Consider the following 25,240-nt stretch of genomic DNA (forward strand, 5'->3'; position numbering starts at 1 on the left):
ACTAAAAAACTCTCAAACATTACAAATAAGTCTTCAATCGCTTAATTTTACTTATACCTTTCAACTTACGAATAGACTTATTCTTTATTTGTCTGACCCGTTCACTCGTCAAACCAAGCTTCTCTCCTATCTCCTCCAGCGACATCGAAGGATAAACGTCCAACCCATAATACATATTTAAAATCATAGCCTCTCGCTCTGAAAGCAAAGAAAGGGTTGATTCTATATCCTTTTTCAAAGAATCATCATACAAACCTTGCTCAGGTGATTCAAACATGTCATCTGGAATATAAATATCATTCATCGATATCGACTCCTCGTCATCCGTCAAAGGGGCATCCATCGATACAGGCTTCGACGCAATTTTCATATTCTCCCGCACATCTTCTAAAGAAATTTCCATTTCTTCGGCAATCTCCTCTTCTGTCGGATCCCGCTGCAACCTCTGTTCCAACTCCAAATAGCACTTATTTACCTTATTAATAGTAGTAATCTTATTCAAAGGCAAACGAATCAAACGGGCATGCTCCGCAATAGCTTGAAGAATCGATTGGCGAATCCACCACACCGCATACGAAATAAACTTAAACCCCTTTGTCTCATCAAAAGATTCTGAAGCCTTTAACAATCCAACATTCCCTTCATTAATCAAATCCTCAAGCGTTAAACCATGATTCTGGTATTGCTTAGCCACCGACACGACAAAACGCAGATTCCCCATCACCAATCTTTCCCTGGCACGCATATCACCCCTTTTCATCTTTTTAGCAAGATTAGCTTCCTCATCAGCCGTTAATACTCGAATTTTACCGATCTCTTGAAGATACTTATCTATCGAATAAGTATCCCTCCCCGTAATTTGTTTTACTATTTTTAGCTGACGCATACAATATAAATATTTTTATAAATTTACAAAAAAAATCGATACAAACAAAATACATGAAATTATATTCATGCAAATATCCATCAAAAATTACATACGTCATTTATTAAAAAAAGTTAGTTTAGAATCATATTAAATAGCAAAAGACCCCCAACTGAAAAAATAACGCATTTTTTTGATGTATATAAAAAAAAAACTACTTTTGCAGTTCAAAATCGGAAAATAATATCAAAAAATAAGTGCCATGAAACGTACATTTCAACCATCTAACAGAAAAAAAAGAAACAAACACGGTTTCAGAGAAAGAATGTCCACTGCCGGAGGTAGAGCCGTTCTTTCAAGAAGAAGAGCAAAAGGTAGAAAAAAACTGACAATATCCGACGAACACAGACACAAAGCCTAAGTGTCATTGTCTACAAGATATGAAGCTGCTTTCGGGCAGCTTTTTTTAAACTTACACAAATGAGCAAACAAATAGGGAGTAATTGGGACAGCCTCAGTAACTTTTTCTCCAACAAGGAAGAAAAACTGAACATCCTTGAAGAAGAAATAGATTTAACTGTACAAAACGAATATTTCAATATTGTACAGGAACTAAGGCAGAACAAACAAGAATTTGAACATCTTTCCTCCCTATACATAAAAGAAATAGACAACCTATTTGACGAAGCCGTTGACATCGAAATAAAAAAAAGAATGTTGGTAGTATTAGCCAACGTTGAAAACATTTCCGTTTACCGAACAATTGAAACATTCAGTAAACTTGATACCCCCCTAAAAAAATGGGCTGTCATCGCACTCCAGCAATCCCGCATAGTACTGCAATCCACCCTGCTGGACGACCCCGGAATTTTCATTTCCTCCGGTCTGGGAGGACAAGGCAAACTGCTAAGATTTTTTTGCGTATTCTTTTATCAAAACAAAGAAGCACTACCGGAATTTCAACAGCAAACCATCTATAATGAAACTGAAATAGCCATAAAACCATACAACGGAACTGTTGAACAAGTCCAATATTTTGAAGAATACTGCACCATGCTTCTGCTCCTTCCATTAAACGTAGAAATGAAAAACTTATTTGAAAAAATAATTGATGAATGCAATCTCTACGGAAACTTTCTCCAAAAAAACATAATCATCACCAACATCAAAAAACTATCGGAGCAAGAAATAGCCGAAATCCTACAAACCAGGAAACAAAAATCCCGCTAAAACCGCCAGCGAACCTGTAACGTAACATCAATCAACTTATTATCATTTACCAGCGTCACATAAGACCCCAGAGTACTGCGCTCCGGATAATAACTCAATCCGGACTTAGCATATAACGTCAGCCGTTTCGTCACTTTCCAATTCAAATTCAGATAAGTTCGCACTCCTCGCCCATAGCATGCCGGAAAAGAATAACCATAAAGCACATGGTGCTCATAACTATAAATTCTCGAATTATATGAATCTGTATCGAAATAAGCCACACGACACTGCATCTTCAAACTCCCGTTCCGATTACCGTAAATAAAATCCTGATAAATCAAATAACCATGCTCCCGTTTACCTGCTCTTAAATAATGCAACCAATTCAACCGAGTTCGCAACGCAAAACGCTCATCACATTTATATCCCAACTGATACCTCAATTCCAACCTCTTCCGCCACGTTGTCGTCACCCGTATCCCCTTCCAATCCTCCGGCCTCTCCTCATACTTCATCCGGATAGAATGCTCACACCGCCGTCGTTCATACGTCACAGACGCCAACACCTCATCCCCCGATGCTGGAACAGAAGAATCATAACGGGCACTGAAAAAACGGAAATGATCATAATAAACACTCATCTTCACCCTCTTCGCCAAATTCAAATCCATCCCCACATAAACCCCCTCCTCATTGGAAGTCCCCGAATACTCCCCGAAACCTGAAGCATACCGGGACACATATCCTTTAGCATACCTCCGGTACAAAACACTTAATGCCATACGGCTACTCCCGCTAAAACGCAAACCATTCACCGTTGCCAGCTCACCTCTTTCACACAAAGCCGTTTCCCCAAACAAATACACACTCCGAAATCCGGTCTTATAATCAACCCCCACCACACCCCTCCTTTGTCCATCATCATTATACCTTTGATACACCTTTTCCCCCACTTGCAAACCAGGACTAAAATCATAATACAACGCATGAATACCCGCCTTAAAAAAACTCGTATTCACCCCAACCGCCACTCCGGTTGTAAATTCCTTCAATGTATGCTTCTTGGCACATTCATTCTCACTCCGGTGATAGCCGGACTCATACAATGAAGCCGTCACCTCCTCCTCATCCAACAAACTATCCGCCTCTACAACATTTCCATCCGTCCTTTTATAAGAAACAAAGAACTCTGTCGTCACAGAAGAAAGCGGCTGTAATGTCAAGGCCACTCCTCTCAAATAATTATTCTCATCCGTAGAAGAATAAGGCAAAACACCTCGCGCAGACTTCTCATTACCCAAGACAACCGACGACTTTCCAGACGCGAAGCCTCCCCAAGCCACCAAACCTTGTCCCCACTGCACCTTATAATCCCCCACAACCAACCTCTTCATCCAACGTCCTGCCGAAACAGAAGCATACATTGAGCAAAAATCAAACCCCATCTTCTGATTTCTTGTAAAATACGCCTCCCCCGGATCATTCTCCAACGTCATACCAAACTGAAAATGAGAACCTACCTCCGCCCTATATTTCACCAAACTTCCTAAAGGGGCACCCTGAAAACGGCTTCTCATCTTTCTCAAATACAACGTCTCCGTCTTAAAATCCTTGGGAGAATAATACCGATACCCCTCCTGCCGGGGGAACGTCATCCTACCGCGATCTATCACCTCCTGTCTAACCCCCGAACGGTTCCTTTTCACCTGTTGGGGCACCTCTTCACCCTCTGTACACACAAACAAACGAATACTTGCCAAATCCTTCTTACTTATACTCGGAACCAGCAACAACTCATCCAAAGAAAGGAAACCTCCCGACTTCCGGCGAAAAGCAAGAATATTATCAATCTGACTATCTGAAAGAAAAAACAACAGCTTCAACGAATCAAAATCCGCCGTATTCAAATTCAAAGGAAACTCCCGCAACCTCTGCAAAACACTTAAAACATCCTCATATTGCCCATCGGACGGCTCCACATCATGAACCTCCAAAAGCTTCTCCACGGCATCATACTCCTGCGCCACTGTAAAAGATACCGTAAACAAAAACACACCAACAAAGAAAAAAACTCTCATAACTCGGGGAAAAATGCACACATAATAAGCTCGTATCTCAAATTTACAAAAATTTAAGACACGAGCGTTAATAAATTCCCCGATTTCTTCTACCTCAATTCGTCTTATACTCGTACTTCACCTGTGCCAACTCCTCATTCGCTTTCACAATCTTCGCCTTCAAATTCTCCTTAAACACGCCCACTTTCGTTTTCAACTCCCCATCTCCGACTGCCAGCATTTGAACAGCCAAAATACCCGCATTCATCGCCCCGTTAATAGCCACCGTCGCCACCGGAATACCCGGAGGCATCTGCACCATCGCCAACAAAGCATCCATCCCGTCCAAAGAAGACTTAATCGGCACCCCGATAACAGGCACTGGTGTCATCGCCGCAATCACCCCCGGCAAATGGGCAGCCATCCCCGCCCCCGCAATAATCACCTCAATTCCCCGCTCCTGTGCTCCTCTTGCAAACACCTCCACCTCTGCCGGCGTCCGATGTGCAGACAAAGCATTCATTTCAAATGGGATACAAAAATCATTAAGTACCTGAGCCGCCTTCTCCATCACCGGCAAATCCGAAGTACTCCCCATAATTATACTTACTTTCGGTGTCATTTTATCATATATTAAATTCAAAATTGTACTTTTGTACAAAGTAAATAAAAAAAACAAAAGAGCAGCTTCTCATGAAAAAAATTAAATTGCACGACAAAGAATTCAAACTACTCGTTGAATCCGCAGCAATAGACCTGGCCATCACAGGGCTAGCCCAAAGGCTAAACAGCGACCTGAAAGACGAACAGCCGCTATTCCTCAGCGTATTAAACGGCTCATTCATGTTTACCTCCGACCTGCTCAAACAAATCAACATACCCGGAACAGAAGTAAGCTTTATCAAAATCGCATCCTACTCCGGCACTTGTTCCTCCGGTACCGTCAGAGAACTAATCGGATTTAACAAAAACATAGAAGGACGCACCATTGTCATTTTGGAAGACATGATAGACTCCGGACGATCCATGGCTTACCTTCTGGACTTACTGCAAGCCCGCAAGCCGAAAAAAATCTATGTCACCGCCATGTTCTACAAACCGCAGGCGCTGAAATGCAAAATACCCGTAGACTACTACGCCCTATCTTTAAAAAACGACTTTGTTGTCGGACGCGGACTTGATTACGACGACCTCGGACGTAACCTGCCAGACCTGTATATTCTCGACAACGGAGAAGAAAAAGCGTAAATAAACCATCACCCAATACAACCATTCATGGCTTCTACAAACTTCGTCGATTACGTCAAAATCATCTGCCGAAGCGGTGCTGGCGGCAAAGGTTCCGCACACCTTCACCGTGACAAACTAACCGCCAAAGGAGGACCTGACGGAGGTGACGGAGGACGGGGAGGCCATATCATACTCAAAGGCAACCGGAACTACTGGACACTCATTCACCTGAAATACCAGCGCCATATATTCGCCGGAGACGGGGCCAGCGGCAGTGAATCAAGATGTACCGGAGAAGACGGAGAAGACAAAATTATCGATGTCCCGTTAGGAACCGTCGCACGGGATGCCGACACAGGTGAAATCATCTGTGAAATCACCCAACACGAAGAAACCCGCATTATCGTAAAAGGCGGACGGGGAGGATTAGGCAACTGGCACTTTCGCTCCGCCACCAACCAAACCCCACGCTACGCACAACCGGGAGAACCTCGGATAGAAAAAAATGTCATCCTCGAACTAAAAGTATTGGCAGATGTCGGCTTAGTCGGCTTCCCCAACGCCGGAAAATCCACCCTGCTATCCGTTGTATCCGCTGCAAAACCTGAAATTGCCAACTACCCATTCACCACACTTGTACCCAACCTCGGCATCGTTGCTTACCGCGACAGCAAATCATTCGTCATGGCCGACATACCCGGCATCATTGAAGGGGCACATCAAGGGAAAGGCCTGGGAATCCGATTCCTTCGCCACATCGAACGCAATTCCATACTCCTGTTCATGGTACCCGTAGACAGTCAGGACATACATGCCGACTACAAAATACTACTGAACGAACTCAAAGAATACAATCCGGAACTACTGGATAAAAAAAGAATACTAGCCATAACCAAATGCGACTATGCAGACAGTGAACTCATCTCGGAAATGGAAAAAGATCTTCCGGACATCCCGTACGTCTTCATCTCCTCCGTCGCCGGAACAGGCATTACCGAACTCAAAGACATTCTTTGGAAAGCACTAAACGAAAAATAAAAAATCCCCCTAAGCAAAAGGAAGATAAACCGAATCGGAAACCCGGCGTCCATCCTTACTCACAGCAAAAACATAAACTGCCAACGCCTCTAAACTCCAATACTCATCCAGCGTAACACTTGTCGCACCCCCTTCCTGTCGTTCACATAACTCCACACAACGACAAAAACCATTCACCGTATCAAACACCACTCCCATAATCCGGTCATCCGGCAAAGCATCCTTGTCCGGCTCCATCTCCTCACACTCAAACGTCAATCCATGATCCCCCTCATCCAGCATCGCCACGGCTACAGGCACCCGAAGATTTCCCTCCGAACAAACCAACCGCTCATAATTCACAGAAATACTACCATCCTCCTCCACCCGACAAATATCCTTATTCTTCTGCACAAAAACATTCACATCAAACACCCCTTGCTTCCGTTGCACAAATCCCATTGTAATCACCTCCTTCAACAACATTGCTAACCTGGACAACACCCCGAACTTCACCTGCTGCCTCTCCTGCAAAGCAGTCTGCTTCTTCCGTCGTACCCCTTTGCGTCTGACCACATTCTTTCCACACCGCATATAATATACCGTCCCACCCACTGCATTCGTAAACGCTCCCACCAAATCAGGATATATTTTTCCCATAACTATTTATATATAGTGAACTTTATACAAAGTTATTATTTTTTATTTAAAATTCTTATATCAGCCGTTATTTCATCCTATATTTTTCCGGATTTTATACGTATTATCTTCGTATTTTTTAGGTATCATTCTCTAATCACTCTCTATTTACTCTCTAATCATTCTCTATTAAAATAGAGAATGATTAAAGGATATATTAAGTATTTTAAAAAATTATCCTAAATTTAACCCGGAAATAATCCGAATATAATACAAAAAAGATATGAAGATTAAAGAGGCCGGAACAGGATTAATCAGCGGAAAAATCGGGAATCTGATTTACTATGTCATGAATGGCAAACAATATGTCCGACGGACAGCTATCCCTGGCAAGAAAAGGAAAGCAGAGGTCGAAGGAAGAAATCCCAAACACCAGGGACTTATGAAACGTTTTTCCGGTGTACAGTCATTTTATGCTTTTTTTAAGAAGTATGTGTCCGAAGAGATTTGGCAGATTGCGGGAGTGGCGGAACAGTATCGGCCGAATAATCTTTTTAACAAAACAAATTGCAGGTGTTTCGATGAACAAGGTAATTTAGTGGATTTTGCAACATTTTATTTTTCACGCGGAGAGTTGCCACTGCCCCGAAATATCAAAATCGAAAAAGAGGATAACCAATATCAGGTAAGCTGGGAGGAAGAACGGGAAGGCGGACTGCCCTCTCCGGATGACCGGTTATGTGTAGGAATAATCTATGACAACCGCCCTGGAGCTCCTTGCCTAGTGGAAAAAGTAAGCGGGAAACGAGGAGATTTAAAAGGAAAATTCGCGTTAAAAAAGCCATATTCCGGCACAATCCACGCATATTGTTTTTGGGTCAAAAAAGACGGTAGCGCCTATTCCAATAGTTTTTATGTAAGATTGGAAGGAACTTAAACAATCCAATCTTACATCACGATATTCCTCATTGGATATACATGTTTCCGAAACGAAGGTTGAGTATGACTTTCCCGTTGTATTTTTTATCTCCGATAAAGCCTGTTTCAAGGATTACATTTTTCTCGGAAGTCGGGCGCTGTGTTAGTTTAAAACTCTTCGGTATGTCTGTTTTGACGGCTTTGTTGTGTTTAAATTCAAATTGATAGCCTGCCCCTTCCATGAAGGATAAACCGACTTTGGAATAGGTGCCGGTAATTTCAACGGTTGAGAAGTTAAAATGAATGTTCCGTACGTTGATTTCTCCCATTCGCATGTCCATTTTAAGGCTGTTACCTATATCCTGTACTTCATATTTGGTGGAGGAAGAGGTTCCGGTCATGTCTTCTATCTCTCCGAATTTCATACCACCGCCTTCGGTTGTGAGATTGAGTTTTTCGATGGTTTCAAAACGACCTTCGCAATCTTTTAATACCAATTGGGCCGTGTTGGCTTTTTCTATTCGGACAGTACAGGTTTTAAATTCCCCGTTTAATTGCTCCGCCCGAAGTATTTTACAATCTCCTCCGGTCTGCTTTACCGATAGTTCTCCTTCTGTCAATTCTCCTACCCGCAAGTTACAGGACTTTAAATCCAGATTTAAATCCCCGGCATAGTTGTCTACAAAAACGTTGCCATCAGTGTTTACCAACCTCAGTTTAATGCCTTTCGGCAGGCTTACCTTGTAGGTGATATTCAATTCTACCCCTGCAAGCAATTGATCGAAGGTCATACTTTTATCAAATGCCGTTGTAAGGCTTAGATATTTATCCTGTATTTCCTCTTCTATCCGGATGTAATCACTTAATTCATCCGCTTTTTTCTGCGTTTTGGCAACAACGGATACAATTGCCTCCACATGTATAGTGTCTCCCGCCGTCTGGCTGACCTCTACGCCTCCGTTTCTATTGGATAATACAACTTCTTCTATGTCTCCTTTGAGAAGAATTTTGGAATACTCTTTTTTACGGATTTCCGCATGTGTCTGCATGCAAACAATAATTCCCAATACTAATAACAGATTTTTCATGGTTATTTATTTTTTCGTTTCTTCTTCATGATAATAAGCAGCCAGGTAACCTATCATTTTACTAAATGATTCCATTGCCTGCACGGTTTGAGGGTGAATTTCCTTTTTCTGCAACCGCAACATTAATTGTCCGTAGAGAGCGTTTAATGCCAATTCTACATCGGAAATATCATTTCCTTGCCCTGATTTTGCACGAAGGTCAGTCAGATTCCCGACTGCCATGGTGACAATCTGCCGATAACGCATATCGTTTGCTTTGTGCAGTAAGAAATAGTGCAATTCTTCCAATTCTTCCACATTGTTTTTTATAACCTGCAAATGCCCTTTTTGCTCCACCCGCTCTTTCTTCATCATTTCTATCAGGTTATCGTACCAGTCGTACATTTCCCGAGCTGTTGCCTCATCGACCTGAAATTTATCGATAACGGCCTCTTTTACTTTTTGCATATCGAGGTTCAATGCCCGCAAAATATCTTCCAATTGCCACATGTACAAAATGTATTCGGCAAGGTTGTTTTGTTTTTTCTCTCTGGCTATTAACACGTCCTTTTTTGTTTAGTCATGTTCTGTAATTTAACACTCTTCTTCTTTCCACTTATCGAGCATTCGCCGATCTCGCTTGGTCGGTCTCCCGCTTCCCCTTTCCCGGTATTCAAATCCGTAGGCTTTTACTGCATTCAATAAAGCTAATTGTTCAGGAGGAGTAATATCTTCAACAAAACCGACCGCCAATTGCGCCGACATTCTTTTATCGGTGATTTGCTTGACCAAATAGTGCCGTTCTATCGGTGCCATTCTGACTCTCACTTTTTCTCCCAAGCGAATTTCCCTCGACGGTTTGACTTTCACATCCCCAATAATAACATGTCCTTTGTTACATTCTTCCGCAGCCAAAGAGCGGGTTTTAAATATGCGTACCGCCCACAACCATTTGTCTATTCTCACTTTCTCCATTTCCTTTTATTTTCCGTTATAAAGGCTCATGGTTTTTGGTGTTCCCAACAATACAAAGCTACGAATGATTTCCGATGAACGTTCGAGCAGCGCCGGTATTTTCTCTCTCTCCTCTTCTGTCCATTGTCCCAATACGTAATCAATTTGTTGCCCCCGGGCAAATTCATTGCCTATTCCGAAACGCAATCGGGCATAGCCTGTTGTTCCCAATAAAGCATTGATGTTTTTTAATCCATTATGCCCTCCGTCGCTTCCTTTTCCCCGCAGTCTCAATGTCCCGAACGGCAAGGCCAAATCATCTACAACAATCAATAAGTTTTCCAACGGTATTTTTTCTTTCTGCATCCAGTAGTTTACCGCTTTTCCACTCAAATTCATGTACGTATCCGGTTTCAACAGGAGCAATGCCCGCCCCTTCAATTTCACTTCTGTTACCTCGCCATAACGTGCTCCCTCAAAAACAGCATTGGAGGCCTTTGCGAAAGCCTCCAATACACTAAATCCACTGTTGTGACGGGTATCTTCATATTCCGGGCCTATGTTTCCCAACCCGACAATCAGATACTTCATATCATTATCGTTAAATTATCACTTTGATTCTGCTGCCGATCTTGCTGCTCTTGTCATCTTAATCTGAGCAATAACAACTTCTTTCGCATTTACAATTTCAAATTTATCAAATGAAAGTTCTTTTACTTTGATGGATTTACCCAATTCCAGATTTGTTACATCCAATACGATTTCTCCCGGTAATTCGGCAGGAATTGCTTTTACTTTCAATTTACGGGTAATCAATACCAATTTACCACCGGCTTGCACACCGGCAGCAAATCCCTGTAATTTAACAGGCACTTCCATTACCACCGGTTTGTTATCAAAGATTTGATAGAAATCCATGTGCAATACCCGATCCGTTACCGGATGAAATTGAATTTCTCTCATGACAGCAGCATAAACTTTTCCGTTAAGGTTTAAGTTTACAACGTATACTATCGGAGTGTATAATAATTTCGCCAAATCTTTTTCAATGACAGAAAAATGGATGTTGCCTTCTCCACCGTATAATACACAAGGCACTTTTTTGTCGTTGCGCAAAGCTTTAGAGGCTTTTTTACCCAAATCTTCTCTTAATTCTCCTTTTAATTCAAATACTTGCATAATAATCTACAATTAACGTGCTACTCAAAAAGGGTTTATAACTCCGGGGATTTAAGCCAAACCGTTTTCCCATTGCACCATTCTTATTATTCCCCGTACAAATAGGGCACAAAGATATAAAATTCAATTTTAATCAGAAAAAATCAAGGAATAAAAAAGGTATTCCGGTTCACATTGTTGTGTGTGTGTTATTGGGCGAGACTATCCCCGGAATACCCCGAAGTAAATATTTATCAAAGGATAAATATAATCTTATTTTTATTACTTTTCACTATTAAATCTTTTTTCTTTCAAATATTGGTTTTAATTTTGCCTATTATTAATCAACAAATTTTATTAGAAAATGGCTTACGTAATTTCTGACGACTGTATTGCTTGCGGCACATGTGAAGGAGAATGTCCGGTAGGAGCAATTTCTATGGGTGCTGATCATTATCAAATTGATCCGAACACATGCATTGACTGCGGAACTTGTGCTGGCGCTTGCCCGGTAGAAGCAATCAAACAGGCTTAAGGCAATAACCACAAGCAAAATGAAGTCGTTTAAATGACTTCAATAAAATAAAATCCCGTCAAATGACGGGATTTTTTATTTCCCGTAAAAATAAATCTTTTACGCCGGTTTTACGACACTGCGCCCCAGCCAGACGAATACAATACCGATGACGATGCTCAAAACAAGATAGAGGGAAAAATAACCCCAGTGTTTATTTTGCATCAGCAGGAACATATCGTCCGCAAAGGAGGAAAAAGTGGTAAAACCGCCGCAGAATCCGGTGATCAGAAATACATTCATGCTGGCAGAAAGCCAGTGGGCCTTCTCCGCCATGCCGAAAAAGATTCCGATCAGGAAACTCCCGATTATATTGACGGCGAAAGTCCCCCAGGGATAAGGGGAGGAAAAAACGGCATGCGCCAGTTTCCCCGTCAGGTAGCGCAGGCAGGTTCCTATGAAACCGCCTGCACCGGCAATCAACATCGCTTTAAACATACTTTATTGTTTTATCAATATTTCTACTCTTTCACTATCTGAAATCCCAGGAGGCGGGTGATTATTCCGCCGATCAGCAGGACCGCTATCGCTATGAGCAACACCAGACTTCCCCCTCCCCAATCCAGTAAAAGGGGTATGACGAATGTGGCTATAATCGCGCCCAATTTTCCCAATGCCGAAGCGATGCCTTCTCCTTCCGCCCGCTCCTGTAACGTATATATACGGCTCGGCAATTCGAAGGTGGAGAGATGCGGTCCCGCATTCAGAGCCAGTTCGAACAGGAGGAAGCCCGTTAAAAGCACGCCCGCGGGCGCATGCCATATATACCCCACCCACGTCACCGCCAGACCGAAAGCGCTCAATATGAATCCCCAGTACTGAGTTTTAATCAGGTTAAAGCGTCTCACGACACTCAATCCCAAAATGAACCCAAACATAACAAAAAGATTTATATAAAAGGTGAACCGCAACGATTCCACGACTCTTTCGAAAGGATTCTCCCCCCGTTGTATCAATCCGAGGGTCAAAAGCAGCACGGGTGTGAAAATACCGATTCCGTACACGCCCATTCCCTCGCATCCCCAGGGGACACCGCTCAATATGACCCGTTTCAGGTTTTGCCGGGTGAAAAAGTTTTGCCGGGAAGCGGAAGAATCGGTGGACTCCTTTTTAGACGGCAATTCTCCGAACCGGACGTCCTGTCCCAGGAAATGCTGCAGATTCCGTTCCGCCTCCGCCGTTTTCCCGTGCGCAAGCAGCCAGGCGGGACTTTCCACAAACCAGAAGCGGGACAAGAACGTAAGCAGCGCCAACAGCGCCAGGACCAGAAACAGTTTATGCCAGATCGCCGGGTTGTCGGAATGTTTTAGAACGATATAAGCGATAAATATCATCACTATGTTTCCGACTCCCGACATGGCCTTGGAAAGTCCCAGCATGGTCCTCCGCCATTTCGCCGGCATGATTTCCGACAGATAGGACGGGTCAAGCGCATACGAACCGCCGATGGCAAGCCCGATAAGCAGCAGGCAGACGACAAGCAGCGGTATCGTCGGACAAAAGTATATCCACAGGGAAGCGCCCGTCACAATCAGAGGACAGAGACGAAAGAAAAAGAGATAACCGTATTTATCGCTCAATCGCCCGAAAAACAAAGAACCGAGCATTATTCCGACCAGTCCGGAGGTACAGATTACGCCCTGGAGCCAGGAGGGCAATGCGGGATGACGGGTAATGGCTATCAGGGGAGCTATCACGCCGACCAGTATCGCCAGCATGCCGCCGAAGCACTGTCCGGCGGAAGCGATTATCAATATATACACATGCCTGAGGCGCAGAGGCATGTTCTCCATATCCAGCGGGTGAGGTTTATTTTCCATCGTCTGTTCTTTTTAGCGGTTCGTATTATCCCTGCTGCAATGTCTTCTTGTCCAGATTCAGGTGAGGCAAAAGGAACAGCCACGTCGCCACGCAAAATGGTCCGGTAAGCGTGGGAATGCCGAACGGTCCGAAGAAGGTATCCATCGCCGCCTGAATAAATACGGTGACGATGATTCCCGCCAGACTCCACAGGAAGGTGCGCCAGTTCACCTGATAAAAGGTGATACCCAGGGCAATGCCCGTCAAAACGGGACTGAACCCGAAAAGTCCGCTTGCAATATCGCTGCCGTTGCTCTGGTACAAAACGGCGAAGGCCAGTGCCAGTGCGGAACCTATTGCCGCCCATATCGCTGCCCAGCGGTTGCTAATCGCCAGCCCGATTAAAAACAGCAAGCCGGTAACCCAGGAGTTTACCAAAAACACCTGACTGATGCCCCTCAGCCAATACATGACCAGACTTACGAAAGAGAGGTCCACTGCCGATGAGAAATTTCCGGGCAGTTCGGGTGCTCCCAAGCCCGCATGGGGCAATCCGTGCATGGTCCTTGCTGCCAGCAGGACGAACCAGGTGAGCAGCACGAAGGGGAATGTGAACGAGCTGACTTTGTAGGGCGCCAGCAAATGATTCAATCCCACCATGACCCAGGTCGTCGCGGCGGAAAAGATAACCAGCGCCAGCCACATCAGCGGGACATTCCCCAGGAAAGTCGGCAACGCGCAGCCGACCAGGACGCCGTTGAATCCCCACAGTCCGGCAAGCCCTTTCGCCGCCGGATAGTTCAACACATACCCCGTCAGGGTCGATACGATTACGCCCACAACAGCGCCCCAGGCTACGGCAGGCGTGCCTGTCGCATAGGAGCCGTAAAAAATCCCCGCTAAAAAAAACAGGCCTGTCCAGACGTTATCCTGAAACATAACTTGTCCGATTCCTTTCGCTACGATTCGCCAGAATCCCAAAGAAAAAATCTTAGGTAATGCAACTGCTTGATTTTCCATATTTCACTCTTTTTTAATGTTTTCAACGCCAAATAAATTCTTCCGGCAAGGGTTTTCCCTTTATCTGCATGCGGACTGCAGAGCAGAATTCCCGCACGATTCTTTTCACGGGCTGGGTTTCCTTTCCCAGAACCTTGAATATCAACCCGCTCCGGTTCGGCAGATGCGTGATACCCACCGCCAGTTCTTCCTCCCTGTCGATAAAGACCCGGGTACGCTCGTAGATTTGTGCGGCGTCTTTCTCCGGCGTCAATACGATGACATTGGCAAAAACGTCGTACCGGTGCATGACGCCGACATGCCGGACCGATTTTCTTTTCGGTTCCGCCACCATTTTCTCCCGGAAAAGCGGTGTCCCGTCCGGACGAAACGCCCGGGTGCAGACAGACAGCAGGTCGTAGACGAACAGTTCGCCGTCTTTGTAATACTTCCGGCCGCCGGTATAAATCTCCCCGTAAAACAAGGTCGCAGAAGGATGTATGTGAATATCGGTATCCGTCACATAACGGCTGTTCCGACAGGGAATCGTCGCTTCCGGGAGGTATTCCAGATAAGCGTTTTCCTCCAGCACGAAGGTCTGTTTCAATGCCGAGTAGTTGTAAATCATTTCGGCTATTTTCGTCGCCGCGCCCGTCGAAATGAAAGCATACGCGTCTTTGCGGACCGTGAAGCGGTTTTCATAGCGGTCGCCGTCCACGTTTGGCCCGCCGGAAGACAGGATATAGACACAGGGCATTTCCGGCATGCCCTCATCGAAGTAGAGTTCCTGCTGTACGATGAGAGGCGCCCGGCGGTCCCAGTGTCTCATGATGGACTTGTTGTCCGGATCCAGTTCGAATACCAGATCCAGCTTTCCGTTTTTCCCCGGTGCCCCCAGACGCATGGCGGGTGTCTTTGTCAGGTAGGGAGCCAGCTCCCTGCATTGTGTAAAATCTTTCATGCCTCCGTCTTTTCTTCTTCTTTCTGCACGACTCTGTCAAAAAGCGCCATGTTCCGGATCAGTTCCACCAGCTCCATGATTCCTTCGCCGGTCATGCAATTGGTAAACAGGAAGGGTTTCCCCGGACGCATTTTTTCCGAATCGCGGCGCATGACTTCCAGATCCGCATGCACATAGGGCGCCAGATCGGTCTTGTTTATCACCAGAATGTCCGAGTAAGATATGCCGGGACCGTCTTTCCGGGGAATCTTATCCCCTGCCGCCACGTCTATGACGTAAATAAAGAAGTCCACCAATGCGGGACTGAACGTCAGGGTCAGGTTGTCCCCACCCGATTCTATCAGGACAATATCGCTGTCCGGAAACTTCGCTTCCATCTCCTCCACCGCCGCGATATTCATGGAGGGGTCTTCCCTCACCGCCGTATGCGGACACGCGCCGGTCTCCACGCCGATGATGCGTTCTTCCGCCAGATAGCCTTTCAGCATCTTCCGGACGTGCTTGGCATCTTCCGTGGTTACTATATCATTCGTGATAATCAGTACTTTCAATCCCGATTTCAAAAGATAAGGCGTTATCGCCTCTATGAGTGCCGTTTTACCGGAACCGACAGGCCCCCCGACACCGATTCGACATGTATTGCTCATTATTTATTCCGTTTTCAGTTGATTCAATTCATAAACATTCTCATGGTTCCCTTTTCATGCAAAGAAGCCAGGATGTCCATTTCCGGCACGAAAGCCGTCATATCCTCGTAACCGGCGTCCCGGATATTCTCATACTCCTCCGAGGCTTCGGCGCCGAGCCGATAAAGAATGGCCTGGGTCTCATAATGGGACACTTTCACGCAGCGCAGCGCGGCATTCAGCACCATATTGACGGCTCCGTACTCTACGGCGGCAAACAGCTCTTTCTCCGTCAATCCGCACTGCTGGAAATAAACGGCCTGGGTGACGGGATAGGTCCCTGCCACCTGCTGTTCCCGAATATCCTGCAGCCACCGCTTCATCAATGCGCTTTCCGTAATCCGGGTGCAGATTTCCGCCATTTTCTTCCCCGTACGGGTAAGCATCTGCCGGGCTTCCGCATTCATTTTGCATAAAATGACCTGCCGGTCCGCCTCTTTTATCTCTTCGTAATCGTTCCGGGCGGCCGCCCGGAATGCGACCAATGCCGCTATCGCATCGCAATGGAGCGTCTGCCGAAGCACAGTACGGGTATATTGTTCCAAGGTCTCCGCATCATGCACGATATTTTCAAAAGCCGCGGATTCCAGTCCGTTGGAAAAAGAAAAGGTTCCCACCGGAAAAGCGGAGTCGGCAAATTCCGCCAGCCGCATCAAACGGGTTATATCATCCGTCATATCCGTTCCTTTTTAATGGTGATGTGCATGACTGTGGTCCAATTCCTGGGAACATCCGCCGAAAAGTTTCCGTACCTCATGCGGCGAGAGGAACGGGAACACTTCCCGACCGGCCTGAAATTCATAGGCAATGTCTTCGAAATGGTGTGTGTCCATCACGCTCGTCATCACTTTTTTGTCCACGGTCAGCGGGATATATACTTTGGTGCCTTTGACAATCGCCGGCCAATGCTGGTTGCCTACCGCATGACCCAGTTCCACGCAGCGACGGATAATTTCATCCGGCGAATACGAGGCTATTTTCTGCAAATCGGCCACCAGAACCGGTTTCAAATCGATGCGGATGACAACCGCTCTGTTGCTGCCGGCGTCATATTCCAGTATATCACCGTTTTCGATGCGGGTATGCCGCTTTAAAGCCACAGCGCACTCCGTGCCGGCAGTAGTTTTCACAATAAAACGGCTTTTCTGCGCCGTCCATTGGTCCAGATCGAGGTATTCTATCTCCGCCTCTTTCAACTTCTGATGCCAGTCCGCATCCGAATAGAGGTTTCCGAGAACTTCCGAGTAAATTTTCATAGGGGTTGATTTTAAAAGGTGACAAAATCATTGCCGGAAGAATTTAAAAAGATCCTTCCGGCACAATTTATCCTGTTTTCAAGGATGATTAACTAAACCAGTAAAGCTGTCCCAGAGAGAATTTCTCCGCCGGTTTCACATAGGCATGCTGACCGTCGACAAATACCTCAAAGGTTTCGGGATTCACATCTATCTTAGGCATGTTTCCGTTCAGCACCATGTGCGGTTTGCCGATCTGGCGGCAGCCGTGCACAGGAAGAACGATCCGCTGCAAGCCGTATTTTTCCTTAATGCCCGCATCGTGGGACACTCTGGAGACAAAAGAAATACAGCTCTTGGGCATGGCGGAACCGAAGCATCCGTACATCGGACGGTAGTACATCGGCTGCGGGGTCGGCAGGGAAGCGTTCGGGTCTCCCATGTTCGCCCAGTTTATCAGGCCGCCTTTGATGACCATTTTCGGTTTGGTGCCGAAAAAGGCGGGTTCCCACAGTACAAGGTCCGCCATTTTTCCTTTTTCGATGGAGCCCAAGACATCGGAGAATCCATAGGTAATGGCCGGATTGATGGTCAGTTTCGCCAAATAGCGCAATACCCGGAAATTGTCATTCTGGTCGGAGTCCTCCGCCAGTTTTCCTCTCACATTCTTCATGTAGCTCGCCATCTGGAATGCCCGCATAAAATTCTCGCCGACACGTCCCATCGCCTGGGAATCGGAAGAAATCATCGAGATGACACCCAAATCATGCAATACGTTTTCCGCCGCCTGCGTCTCCGGACGTACGCGACTTTCCGCGAATGACACATCGGACGGAATCTTCGGATTCAGGTTGTGACAAACCATAATCATGTCGAACAGCTCCGCCTGCGAGTTGATGCCGAAAGGCAGGGTCGGGTTCGTAGAAGAAGGCAGGATATTGGCCAAAGAAGCCACTTTCAGCAAGTCGGGCGCATGTCCCCCGCCGGCACCTTCGGTATGATAGGTGTGAATGGTGCGGCCGTCGATGGCGGCAATCGTATCTTCCACATAGCCGCCTTCATTCAGCGTATCGGAGTGGATAGCCACCTGCACGTCGAATTCATCGGCAACCGCCATCGTGGCACGGATAGCCGCCGGCGTGCTTCCCCAGTCTTCATGTATTTTGAAACCGCAGGCTCCCGCCAGCATCTGCTCTACCAGCGGACGGCGTACGGAACAGTTTCCCTTGCCCAGCAGACCGTAGTTAACGGGCAGTCCGTCGATCGCCTGCAACATCCGCTTCATATTCCACGTTCCCGACGTAATCGTCGTACCGTTACTTCCGTCCGTCGGACCGACACCCCCTCCGACAAGGGTGGTCACACCGTTGCTCAGACAATGGTATGCCTGCTGCGGCGCAATCATGTGTACGTGTCCGTCGATGGCTGCCGCGGTCAGGATCAGATGTTCTCCGGAAATGGAGTCCGTAGCGGTTCCGGTAACCAGTTCCGGATTCACGCCCCGCATGATGTTCGGGTTCCCGGCTTTGCCGATACCGGCGATTTTTCCGTCTTTCACCCCGACATCGGCTTTGATTACTCCCAGCACGGGATCGATGATGGTGACATTCGTAATCACCAGATCCAGCGTGCCGCCTTCCGCCGTCGTCGTATTGGCCAGTCCCATACCGTCCCGCAGCGTTTTTCCTCCGCCGTAAACGACTTCATCGCCATACACGCAGAGATCCTTTGTAATCTCCACATACAAGTCGGTATCTCCCAACCGGATTTTATCCCCTACGGTAGGTCCGTAAAGGTCGTTATACTGCTGTCTCGTTATTGTTGCCATATTATTTCTTTTTTTGATTTTTCTTTTGAAGTTCTGCTTCCGCCGTAGCTTCGTCAGTCATTTTAAAACCCAGGTTTTTCGCATTTTCCAATGCAAGGATACGTCTCGGATAATAGGTCGGCGCATCCTCGTCGCCGGTAAAGCCCTGTACCAGACCGTTAAAGCCCATGACATACTGTTTGCCGGAATAGGCCACGACCTCCACCTCTTTCTCGTCGCCCGGCTCGAAACGTATCGCCGTGGTGGCGGGAATATTCAGGTGACAGCCGAACGCTTTCGCCCGGTCGAATTCGAGATAACGGTTCACTTCGAAGAAATGGAAGTGCGAACCCACCTGGATAGGACGGTCGCCCGTATTGTGAACGACCAGTTTTGCCGTATAGCGGCCTTCATTGTACACGATCGGCTCGGAGCTCAGTATCTCCCCTCCGACACCCACATGCTGTCCCGGCTTGAATCCCGGAACCAGCTTCGCCTGTTGCGGTGCTCCCGCTTTATTCGTATCTGCCATAATTTTTCTATTTTATCGGTTGATGAATACTTACCAGACGGCTCCCGTCCGTAAAAACTGCTTCCACTTGAATCAGGGAAATCATGTCCGCCACGCCTTCCATCACGTCCGCTTTCGTCAAGACTTTCGTGGAATCCGTCATGACCTGCTCCAGGGTTTTCCCTTCCCTCGCCCCCTCCAGAGCGGCTGAACTGATGTAAGCGACAGCCTCCGGATAATTGAGTTTCAATCCTTTCTCTTTGCGTCGCGCGGCGATCGCTCCCAGCGACAGCAACATAAGCTTGTCAATTTCTTTAGGTGTTAAATGCATAGTTTTCCGTTTTTAAATTCATATTTCCCTGTATTACGTCCAGTTCGTCAATTTGTTTCAACACCCCTGTCCAAATCGCCGGTTCCCCTCTGAAACCTTTTGCCCATTCCGCCGTATTAACGCAGATAACGCACAAACCCGAACGTTATGAACAAACACAGCATGTATCAAACACTCCTGACTGGCAACATTGCATCGAGAGGCATGATAAAAGTTATCAGCAGGAAAGCCATATTGCCTCTCAACAGTACATTATAACATATGAAACACAACATCCTGTTTTTAGTGCTCTGTCCCTGCTTCTGTCTGGGACAAAGGACCGATACGACCTTCACGCTGCAGGAAGTCGTCGTCACCGGTTCGCTTCAGGAACGTCCGGTCACAAAAAGTCCCGGAAGCATCCAGCTCCTTACCCCTGTTCTTCTTCGTAATTCACCTGCCCAGAACGTAGACGACATCCTCGTCATGCTCTCCGGGGTCAACAGTACCCGCTCGGACGGCATCGGCAACATGCACTCCAACGTAAGCATCCGGGGACTGGCCGGAGACGAACAGGGACGTACCCTCGTTTTGTTCGACGGTATTCCGATTAATACGTCCGACGAAGGCTCTGTCAACTGGAACAGCCTCCACACGGAAAATATCCAGCGCATAGAGGTATTCAAAGGTCCCGGCTCCTCCTTATACGGAAACAACGCCATGGGCGGAGTCATCAACATCATCAGTAAAAAACCGCTCGCCCCTTTTTCCGTCAATGCTTCGGTCTCCTACGGGACCTTAAACACCTGGAAGACCAGCGCAGGTATTTCCAGCCGGATAAACGAGCAATTCGCCCTGTTCATTTCCGGCTATTACAACCGGACCGACGGTTTCAACAACATTCCGGACAGTCTGCGCACAGCCCCCGATTACAGCATTGCCCGCTTCATGAAAGAAGGAGGCGTATATGCCAAACTCCTGTACAGTCCGACTACTTGGTGGAATGCCGAGATCGCCTGCGACCTCTACCGGGACAAACGGGGCGAAGGCGAAAAAATAGAAGCCCCCGAGGGGGAATACCGTCGTTTCAACCACCACCGGATACAAACCCGCTTTTACGGCGAAAAGAAGGCGTTTTCCTACAATCTGGCCTGCTACTTCCAGCGGCAGGATTACTTCAAACTGGACGAACGCATCACGAAAAACGCCTACCAGCGGTTCGACGTGAAATCCGACCGCGACGACTGGGGCGCCATCCTGCACCTCCGTTTTGCGGGCAAATACAACGAATTCGCCATCGGAAGCGAGTTTAAAAACGGCAGCATCGACGGTGGGGATTACTATGTCACCTCCCCCGACAAAGTTGTCAATCAAGGTACCATGACCTTCCTTTCCGTTTTCGTACAGGACGAGCTGAATTTCTGGAAAGAACGGTTCTGGCTGCAGCTGGCACTCCGGTACGACAACGCCTTTTTCCACAAAGGCAGCTTCGAAGCCGCCGGCGACAATGTCGCCGACTTCAACGAGTACAACGGCGCACTCTCAAACAATCGCTGGGACAACTTCTCTCCCCGCGTCGCCTTACGCTACAATCCCGGACCCGCTGTTTCCGTCTATCTTTCGTATGCCCGGGGATTCCGCGCCTCCATACTGGACGACCTCTGCCGCTCCGGCTGGATGTGGGTGGGACCGAAAATCGCCAACCCGTATCTGGGCCCCGAAAAAATAGACAATTACGAAATCGGCGGCAGATTCCGGCTCCTTCCCGGTCTGTCCCTCTCCCCGGCTCTGTATTACGCGCGGGGAAAAGAGTTTCTCTACTACATCGCTACCGGGAAAAAACTGTGGGGGAGAATGGATATATACCAGCGCCGGAACATTTCAAAAGTGAATCTCAAAGGTCTGGAGACCGATCTGGACTACACCCCCGTCAGCGGGCTGAAAATAAACATCAACTATTCGTACAACCATTCCGAAATCAAGGACTTCGACGAGAAACCGGAACTGAACGGCAAAGCCCTCACCTATGCCCCCAGGCACCAGCTGAAAGGCTATGTGCTTTGGACGGGAAAAACAATCGACGCCATGCTTCGGGGACGCTACAAAACCAGGCAATACACCACCGAAGACAACGCCTCCTCCATTGCGGGATTCGCCGTCTGGGACGTACAGGTGTCCCGCCGCTTTTTCCGGAACAGGCTGTATGTCAGCGGGGAAATACTCAACATCTTCGACAACCGGCACATGAACACCAAAGACTACCGTTCCGCCGGACGCCTCGCCAACATCAAACTTGCCGCGAACATCAACAAAGACTAAAGTTCCTGCCATGAAACTCCTTATTATTATATGCAGCCTGTTTATCTGCGCTTCCTGCCATATCCGGAGCGGGAATACCGCAGCCTGTACCCGCACGGAGAACGACGCCCTGGGAAGAGAAGTAGCCCTGCCGGATTCGGTAAAAAAGATTGTCTGCATCCGCTCCGGTGCCATACGGCTGGTGACTTACGCCGGAGGCGCTCCGCTCATCTGCGGCGTAGAAGAGCAGGAATGCCGGAAAAACGACTTCACCCACATTTTCGCCCACCCCGAACTGGCACACAAACCCGTCATCGGTCCGGCGATGGGTGGAGATGCGGAACTAATACTCACCGTCAATCCCGACCTTATTTTCATGTCGGCCACAACAACAGAGGACGCAGACGCCCTGCAAAAACGTATGGGTATTCCGGTTTTCGCCATCGAATACGGAGACATTCACCGAAACCGATCGCTCTTTTACCGATCGCTCCGGCAAATCGCCCGGGTGCTCCGCACGGAAGCGAAGACCGATTCGCTCCTCTGTTTCATCGACGGGCAAATCGCCGAACTGAAGCGGCGGACAAGCACCATCCCGCATGCTCCGAAAACTTACGTCGGCGGTATTTCATACCGAGGACAAAAGGACATCACCTCCACTGATCCCTATTATGCCGCCTTCGCATTCATCGGCGCCGACAATGTCGCGTCCCGCATCGACTCCGCCTATGTATCCCCGATCAGCGGAACCTACATCGACCGCGAACAACTCATCGACTGGAACCCGGACGTCATTTTCATCGACGTCGGCGGCCTTTCCCTCGTTGAAGAGAATTTCAAGACGCAAAAAAGCCTCAACCGCCTGCTGGCGGCTTACCGGAACAGACGGATATATACGCTCTGGCCCTACAACAACCATCACTCCAATTTCGAGGTCATGCTCATCAACGCCTGGTACGCGGGCAAAGTGCTCTGGCCCGAACGGTTTGCCGACATCTCTATTCCGGAAAAAGCCGACGAAATCCTGACCCGGTTTGTCGGCAGGCCCATACAAAACGAATTAAGGCGGTGCTGGGGCGATTTCCGGAACATTTTCCACGACACACCTTCAACTACCGAGTTATGAACAAAGACATACTGCTCCAATACAAGAAATACCGCTCCGGGAACCGGCGATTCGTGCTGGTGGTCCTCGTCCTGCTGCTCGCCCTGTGCTTCATCGCCCTGCTTGCCGGTTCCCATCGGATCGGCGGGCGGGAAATCATCAGGCTGTTTCAGGGCGAAGGCATGGAAATCAACCGGCAAATCACCCTGAACCTGCGCCTGCCCCGCATCCTGGCAGCCATCCTCACGGGGGCGCTGCTCTCTCTGGCGGGCGTCATCATGCAAACCGTGCTCCGCAACCCGCTGGCATCGCCCTACACGCTGGGCATCTCCAATGCCGCCGCCTGCGGCGCCGCTTTCGGCATCGTATTCCTCGGTGCAAACGCCCCCCTGCTCCGTTCCTCCCAGCTGCTCGCCCCCATCGCCCCCTACACGGTTACCGCATCGGCTTTCATTGGCAGCCTCATCGGACTGACAATCATCCTCTCCATCATCAGGCTGAAACAAGCCTCCGTCGAGACCATCATACTCTCCGGCATCGTCATCAACGCCCTTTTCGGCGCCGGCATCGCCGTCGTCCAATACCTTGCCGACAACGCGCAGCTGGCATCCATCGTCTTTTGGAACTTCGGCGACCTGGGACGAAGCGACTGGCACAAACTGATTTTCCTCGCAGCCGTAACACTCCCCGCCTTCCTGTATTTTTACCTCAAACGCTGGGACTATAAAGCGCTAAGCGCCGGAGACGAGTATGCGCAAAGCATCGGTGTCGCCCCGCAACGCACCCGCATCACCAGCCTCGTCATCACCTCCCTGTGCACGGCGGCAGCCGTCTCCTTCTTCGGCGTCATCGCTTTCGTCGGACTGGTCGTCCCGCACATCGTCAGGAAATTCACGGGCGCCAACGAAGAGTTTCTCATCATCGGCTCCGCCGTCTTCGGCAGCATGTTCCTCCTGCTCTGCGACACCGTCGCCCGCACCGTCATCGCCCCCGTCATCCTGCCGGTAGGCATCCTGACCTCTTTCATCGGGGTGCCCCTGTTTCTGTTTCTTCTAATCCGTAAAAAAACAACATGAAACTACAGGTAAACAACATCTCCTTCGCCTACAAAAACGGCTTTCCAGCCCTGAAAGACATTTCCTTTCACACACAGGAAGGCGACATTCTGGCTATCGTCGGGCAGAACGGATCCGGCAAAAGCACATTGTTGAAATGTACCAACCGCATATTGAAAGTCAAAAGCGGCGACATCCGCCTCGGAAACACCCCTCTGTCCTCGCTTTCCCCCGACCGGTTGGCCCACATCATCGCCTACATTCCTCAAACGGAAGAATACATCACCGACCTCTCCGTTTTCGACACTGTCCTGCTGGGACGCAAGCCCCATATCCGCCACACCCCCGCTCCGCAGGACCTGCAAACCGTCAGCAGCCTGTTGACGCGCCTCGAACTGGACGCCATCGCCATGCGCCGCCTCACCACCCTCAGCGGTGGACAGCGGCAGCGGGTGTTCATCGCCCGCGCCCTCGCCCAGCAGCCCGAAATACTCCTGCTCGACGAACCCATCGCCAACCTCGACATCAACCACCAGATGAAGGTCATGCAACTGCTGCAACAACTCGCCGCGGAAGGCATGAACGTCGTCCTCACCATCCACGACATCAACATGGCGGCACGCTTCTGCAACAAGGTGCTGATGCTGAAACAGGGCGAACTGTTCGCCTCCGGCAGACAATCCGCCTACACCCCGGAAAATATAAAGAACCTGTACGACATACAGGTGGACATCGTAAAACACAACGACCATATTTGTATCATCCCGCAATAAGAAACCCAA

Annotated in this window: 29 protein-coding genes; 10 read left to right on the plus strand and 19 right to left on the minus strand. The window is 48.1% G+C overall.

The genetic code is table 11. The annotated features are described in order from the left end of the window. Positions 1–19: 19 nt before the first annotated feature. Positions 20–886, minus strand: coding sequence for a sigma-70 family RNA polymerase sigma factor (locus NFR61_RS06420; RefSeq protein WP_251621855.1), 867 nt, complete (start codon positions 884–886; stop codon positions 20–22). Positions 887–1,127: 241 nt separating this feature from the next. Here NFR61_RS06420 and rpmH point away from each other — a divergent pair, with 241 nt between their 5' ends. Both rpmH and NFR61_RS06430 read left to right on the plus strand, forming a co-directional pair. Then, positions 1,128–1,286 (plus strand): 50S ribosomal protein L34, encoded by a 159-nt coding sequence (gene rpmH / locus NFR61_RS06425; RefSeq protein WP_251621857.1) that lies wholly within the window; start codon positions 1,128–1,130, stop codon positions 1,284–1,286. 59 nt (positions 1,287–1,345) lie between these two features. Further along, on the plus strand, positions 1,346–2,095 hold the full coding sequence (locus NFR61_RS06430; RefSeq protein ID WP_251621859.1) for a hypothetical protein: 750 nt from the start codon (positions 1,346–1,348) through the stop codon (positions 2,093–2,095). Here NFR61_RS06430 and NFR61_RS06435 read toward each other — a convergent pair. Together NFR61_RS06435 and purE are read right to left on the minus strand one after the other, a co-directional pair. Then, the gene (locus NFR61_RS06435; RefSeq protein ID WP_251621860.1) at positions 2,092–4,155 is read right to left on the minus strand and encodes a ComEA family DNA-binding protein; all 2,064 of its coding nucleotides are present in this window, start codon (positions 4,153–4,155) and stop codon (positions 2,092–2,094) included. The genes NFR61_RS06430 and NFR61_RS06435 overlap by 4 nt on opposite strands. 94 nt (positions 4,156–4,249) lie before the next feature. After that, complete coding sequence (gene purE, locus NFR61_RS06440; RefSeq protein WP_251621863.1) at positions 4,250–4,756, minus strand: 5-(carboxyamino)imidazole ribonucleotide mutase; 507 nt, start codon at positions 4,754–4,756, stop codon at positions 4,250–4,252. 71 nt (positions 4,757–4,827) lie between these two features. Here purE and NFR61_RS06445 point away from each other — a divergent pair, with 71 nt between their 5' ends. Next, positions 4,828–5,382: a phosphoribosyltransferase gene (locus NFR61_RS06445; RefSeq protein ID WP_251621866.1), complete on the plus strand. Its 555-nt coding sequence runs from the start codon at positions 4,828–4,830 to the stop codon at positions 5,380–5,382. A gap of 27 nt (positions 5,383–5,409) precedes the next feature. After that, positions 5,410–6,402 carry a GTPase ObgE gene (obgE, locus tag NFR61_RS06450; protein WP_251621868.1) on the plus strand — a complete coding sequence of 331 codons (993 nt, stop codon included), beginning with the start codon at positions 5,410–5,412 and terminating at the stop codon, positions 6,400–6,402. Positions 6,403–6,411: 9 nt separating this feature from the next. On the opposite strand, the gene NFR61_RS06455 is transcribed toward obgE, so the two are convergent. Continuing rightward, positions 6,412–7,041, minus strand: coding sequence for a DUF6266 family protein (locus NFR61_RS06455; RefSeq protein ID WP_251621870.1), 630 nt, complete (start codon positions 7,039–7,041; stop codon positions 6,412–6,414). Between the two features lie 262 nt (positions 7,042–7,303). Here NFR61_RS06455 and NFR61_RS06460 point away from each other — a divergent pair, with 262 nt between their 5' ends. Beyond that, a complete protein-coding gene (locus NFR61_RS06460; RefSeq protein WP_251621872.1) occupies positions 7,304–7,957 on the plus strand; it encodes a hypothetical protein in 654 nt (217 codons plus the stop codon). Between the two features lie 28 nt (positions 7,958–7,985). Here NFR61_RS06460 and NFR61_RS06465 read toward each other — a convergent pair whose 3' ends face one another. The 5 genes from NFR61_RS06465 to NFR61_RS06485 are packed head-to-tail and all read right to left on the minus strand — an operon-like array spanning position 7,986 to position 11,138. Next, positions 7,986–9,026, minus strand: a complete 1,041-nt coding sequence (locus NFR61_RS06465) for a hypothetical protein (RefSeq protein WP_251621874.1) — start codon at positions 9,024–9,026, stop codon at positions 7,986–7,988. A gap of 6 nt (positions 9,027–9,032) precedes the next feature. After that, a complete protein-coding gene (locus tag NFR61_RS06470; protein ID WP_251621876.1) occupies positions 9,033–9,569 on the minus strand; it encodes a DUF4924 family protein in 537 nt (178 codons plus the stop codon). A 30-nt stretch (positions 9,570–9,599) separates the two neighbouring features. Beyond that, positions 9,600–9,980 carry an RNA-binding S4 domain-containing protein gene (locus NFR61_RS06475; protein ID WP_251621879.1) on the minus strand — a complete coding sequence of 127 codons (381 nt, stop codon included), beginning with the start codon at positions 9,978–9,980 and terminating at the stop codon, positions 9,600–9,602. 6 nt (positions 9,981–9,986) lie between these two features. Continuing rightward, positions 9,987–10,550 (minus strand): aminoacyl-tRNA hydrolase, encoded by a 564-nt coding sequence (gene pth, locus NFR61_RS06480; RefSeq protein WP_251621880.1) that lies wholly within the window; start codon positions 10,548–10,550, stop codon positions 9,987–9,989. 18 nt (positions 10,551–10,568) lie between these two features. Further along, positions 10,569–11,138, minus strand: coding sequence for a 50S ribosomal protein L25/general stress protein Ctc (locus tag NFR61_RS06485; protein WP_251621881.1), 570 nt, complete (start codon positions 11,136–11,138; stop codon positions 10,569–10,571). Positions 11,139–11,481: 343 nt separating this feature from the next. Between NFR61_RS06485 and NFR61_RS06490 the strand changes: the two genes are divergently transcribed. Next, the gene (locus NFR61_RS06490; protein ID WP_251621882.1) at positions 11,482–11,652 is read left to right on the plus strand and encodes a DUF362 domain-containing protein; all 171 of its coding nucleotides are present in this window, start codon (positions 11,482–11,484) and stop codon (positions 11,650–11,652) included. A gap of 99 nt (positions 11,653–11,751) precedes the next feature. Here NFR61_RS06490 and crcB read toward each other — a convergent pair whose 3' ends face one another. The 10 genes from crcB to NFR61_RS06540 form a co-directional block, all read right to left on the minus strand. Continuing rightward, a complete protein-coding gene (gene crcB, locus NFR61_RS06495; protein WP_251621883.1) occupies positions 11,752–12,129 on the minus strand; it encodes a fluoride efflux transporter CrcB in 378 nt (125 codons plus the stop codon). A gap of 23 nt (positions 12,130–12,152) precedes the next feature. Then, positions 12,153–13,511, minus strand: coding sequence for an MFS transporter (locus NFR61_RS06500; RefSeq protein ID WP_251621884.1), 1,359 nt, complete (start codon positions 13,509–13,511; stop codon positions 12,153–12,155). Positions 13,512–13,536: 25 nt separating this feature from the next. Next, entirely contained in the window at positions 13,537–14,511 is a 975-nt protein-coding gene (yut, locus tag NFR61_RS06505) for an urea transporter (protein ID WP_251621885.1), read from the minus strand. Between the two features lie 22 nt (positions 14,512–14,533). Then, the gene (locus NFR61_RS06510) at positions 14,534–15,451 is read right to left on the minus strand and encodes an urease accessory protein UreD (protein ID WP_251621886.1); all 918 of its coding nucleotides are present in this window, start codon (positions 15,449–15,451) and stop codon (positions 14,534–14,536) included. Next, on the minus strand, positions 15,448–16,098 hold the full coding sequence (gene ureG / locus NFR61_RS06515) for an urease accessory protein UreG (protein ID WP_251621887.1): 651 nt from the start codon (positions 16,096–16,098) through the stop codon (positions 15,448–15,450). Before ureG ends, NFR61_RS06510 begins: the two co-directional genes overlap by 4 nt. A 23-nt stretch (positions 16,099–16,121) precedes the next feature. Next, positions 16,122–16,814 carry an urease accessory protein UreF gene (locus NFR61_RS06520; protein WP_251621888.1) on the minus strand — a complete coding sequence of 231 codons (693 nt, stop codon included), beginning with the start codon at positions 16,812–16,814 and terminating at the stop codon, positions 16,122–16,124. A gap of 12 nt (positions 16,815–16,826) precedes the next feature. Then, positions 16,827–17,393, minus strand: coding sequence for an urease accessory protein UreE (locus NFR61_RS06525; protein ID WP_251621889.1), 567 nt, complete (start codon positions 17,391–17,393; stop codon positions 16,827–16,829). Between the two features lie 88 nt (positions 17,394–17,481). Continuing rightward, positions 17,482–19,200: an urease subunit alpha gene (locus tag NFR61_RS06530; protein ID WP_251621891.1), complete on the minus strand. Its 1,719-nt coding sequence runs from the start codon at positions 19,198–19,200 to the stop codon at positions 17,482–17,484. Between the two features lies 1 nt (position 19,201). Next, positions 19,202–19,711, minus strand: coding sequence for an urease subunit beta (locus NFR61_RS11270; protein ID WP_277613061.1), 510 nt, complete (start codon positions 19,709–19,711; stop codon positions 19,202–19,204). A gap of 7 nt (positions 19,712–19,718) precedes the next feature. Next, on the minus strand, positions 19,719–20,021 hold the full coding sequence (locus tag NFR61_RS06540; RefSeq protein WP_251621892.1) for an urease subunit gamma: 303 nt from the start codon (positions 20,019–20,021) through the stop codon (positions 19,719–19,721). 261 nt (positions 20,022–20,282) lie between these two features. Here NFR61_RS06540 and NFR61_RS06545 point away from each other — a divergent pair, with 261 nt between their 5' ends. From NFR61_RS06545 to NFR61_RS06560, 4 genes are read left to right on the plus strand one after another with little or no spacing between them, the layout of a single operon-like run. Next, positions 20,283–22,319 (plus strand): TonB-dependent receptor, encoded by a 2,037-nt coding sequence (locus NFR61_RS06545; protein ID WP_251621893.1) that lies wholly within the window; start codon positions 20,283–20,285, stop codon positions 22,317–22,319. 10 nt (positions 22,320–22,329) lie between these two features. Then, on the plus strand, positions 22,330–23,424 hold the full coding sequence (locus NFR61_RS06550; RefSeq protein WP_251621894.1) for an ABC transporter substrate-binding protein: 1,095 nt from the start codon (positions 22,330–22,332) through the stop codon (positions 23,422–23,424). Further along, positions 23,421–24,479: a FecCD family ABC transporter permease gene (locus NFR61_RS06555; RefSeq protein WP_251621896.1), complete on the plus strand. Its 1,059-nt coding sequence runs from the start codon at positions 23,421–23,423 to the stop codon at positions 24,477–24,479. The genes NFR61_RS06550 and NFR61_RS06555 overlap by 4 nt, the downstream gene beginning before the upstream one ends. After that, positions 24,476–25,231, plus strand: coding sequence for an ABC transporter ATP-binding protein (locus NFR61_RS06560; protein ID WP_251621898.1), 756 nt, complete (start codon positions 24,476–24,478; stop codon positions 25,229–25,231). The genes NFR61_RS06555 and NFR61_RS06560 overlap by 4 nt, the downstream gene beginning before the upstream one ends. The last annotated feature ends 9 nt before the right edge of the window (positions 25,232–25,240 follow it).

This window comes from Odoribacter lunatus, from assembly GCF_943193135.1.
Classification (GTDB): Bacteria; Bacteroidota; Bacteroidia; order Bacteroidales; family Marinifilaceae; genus Culturomica; species Culturomica lunata.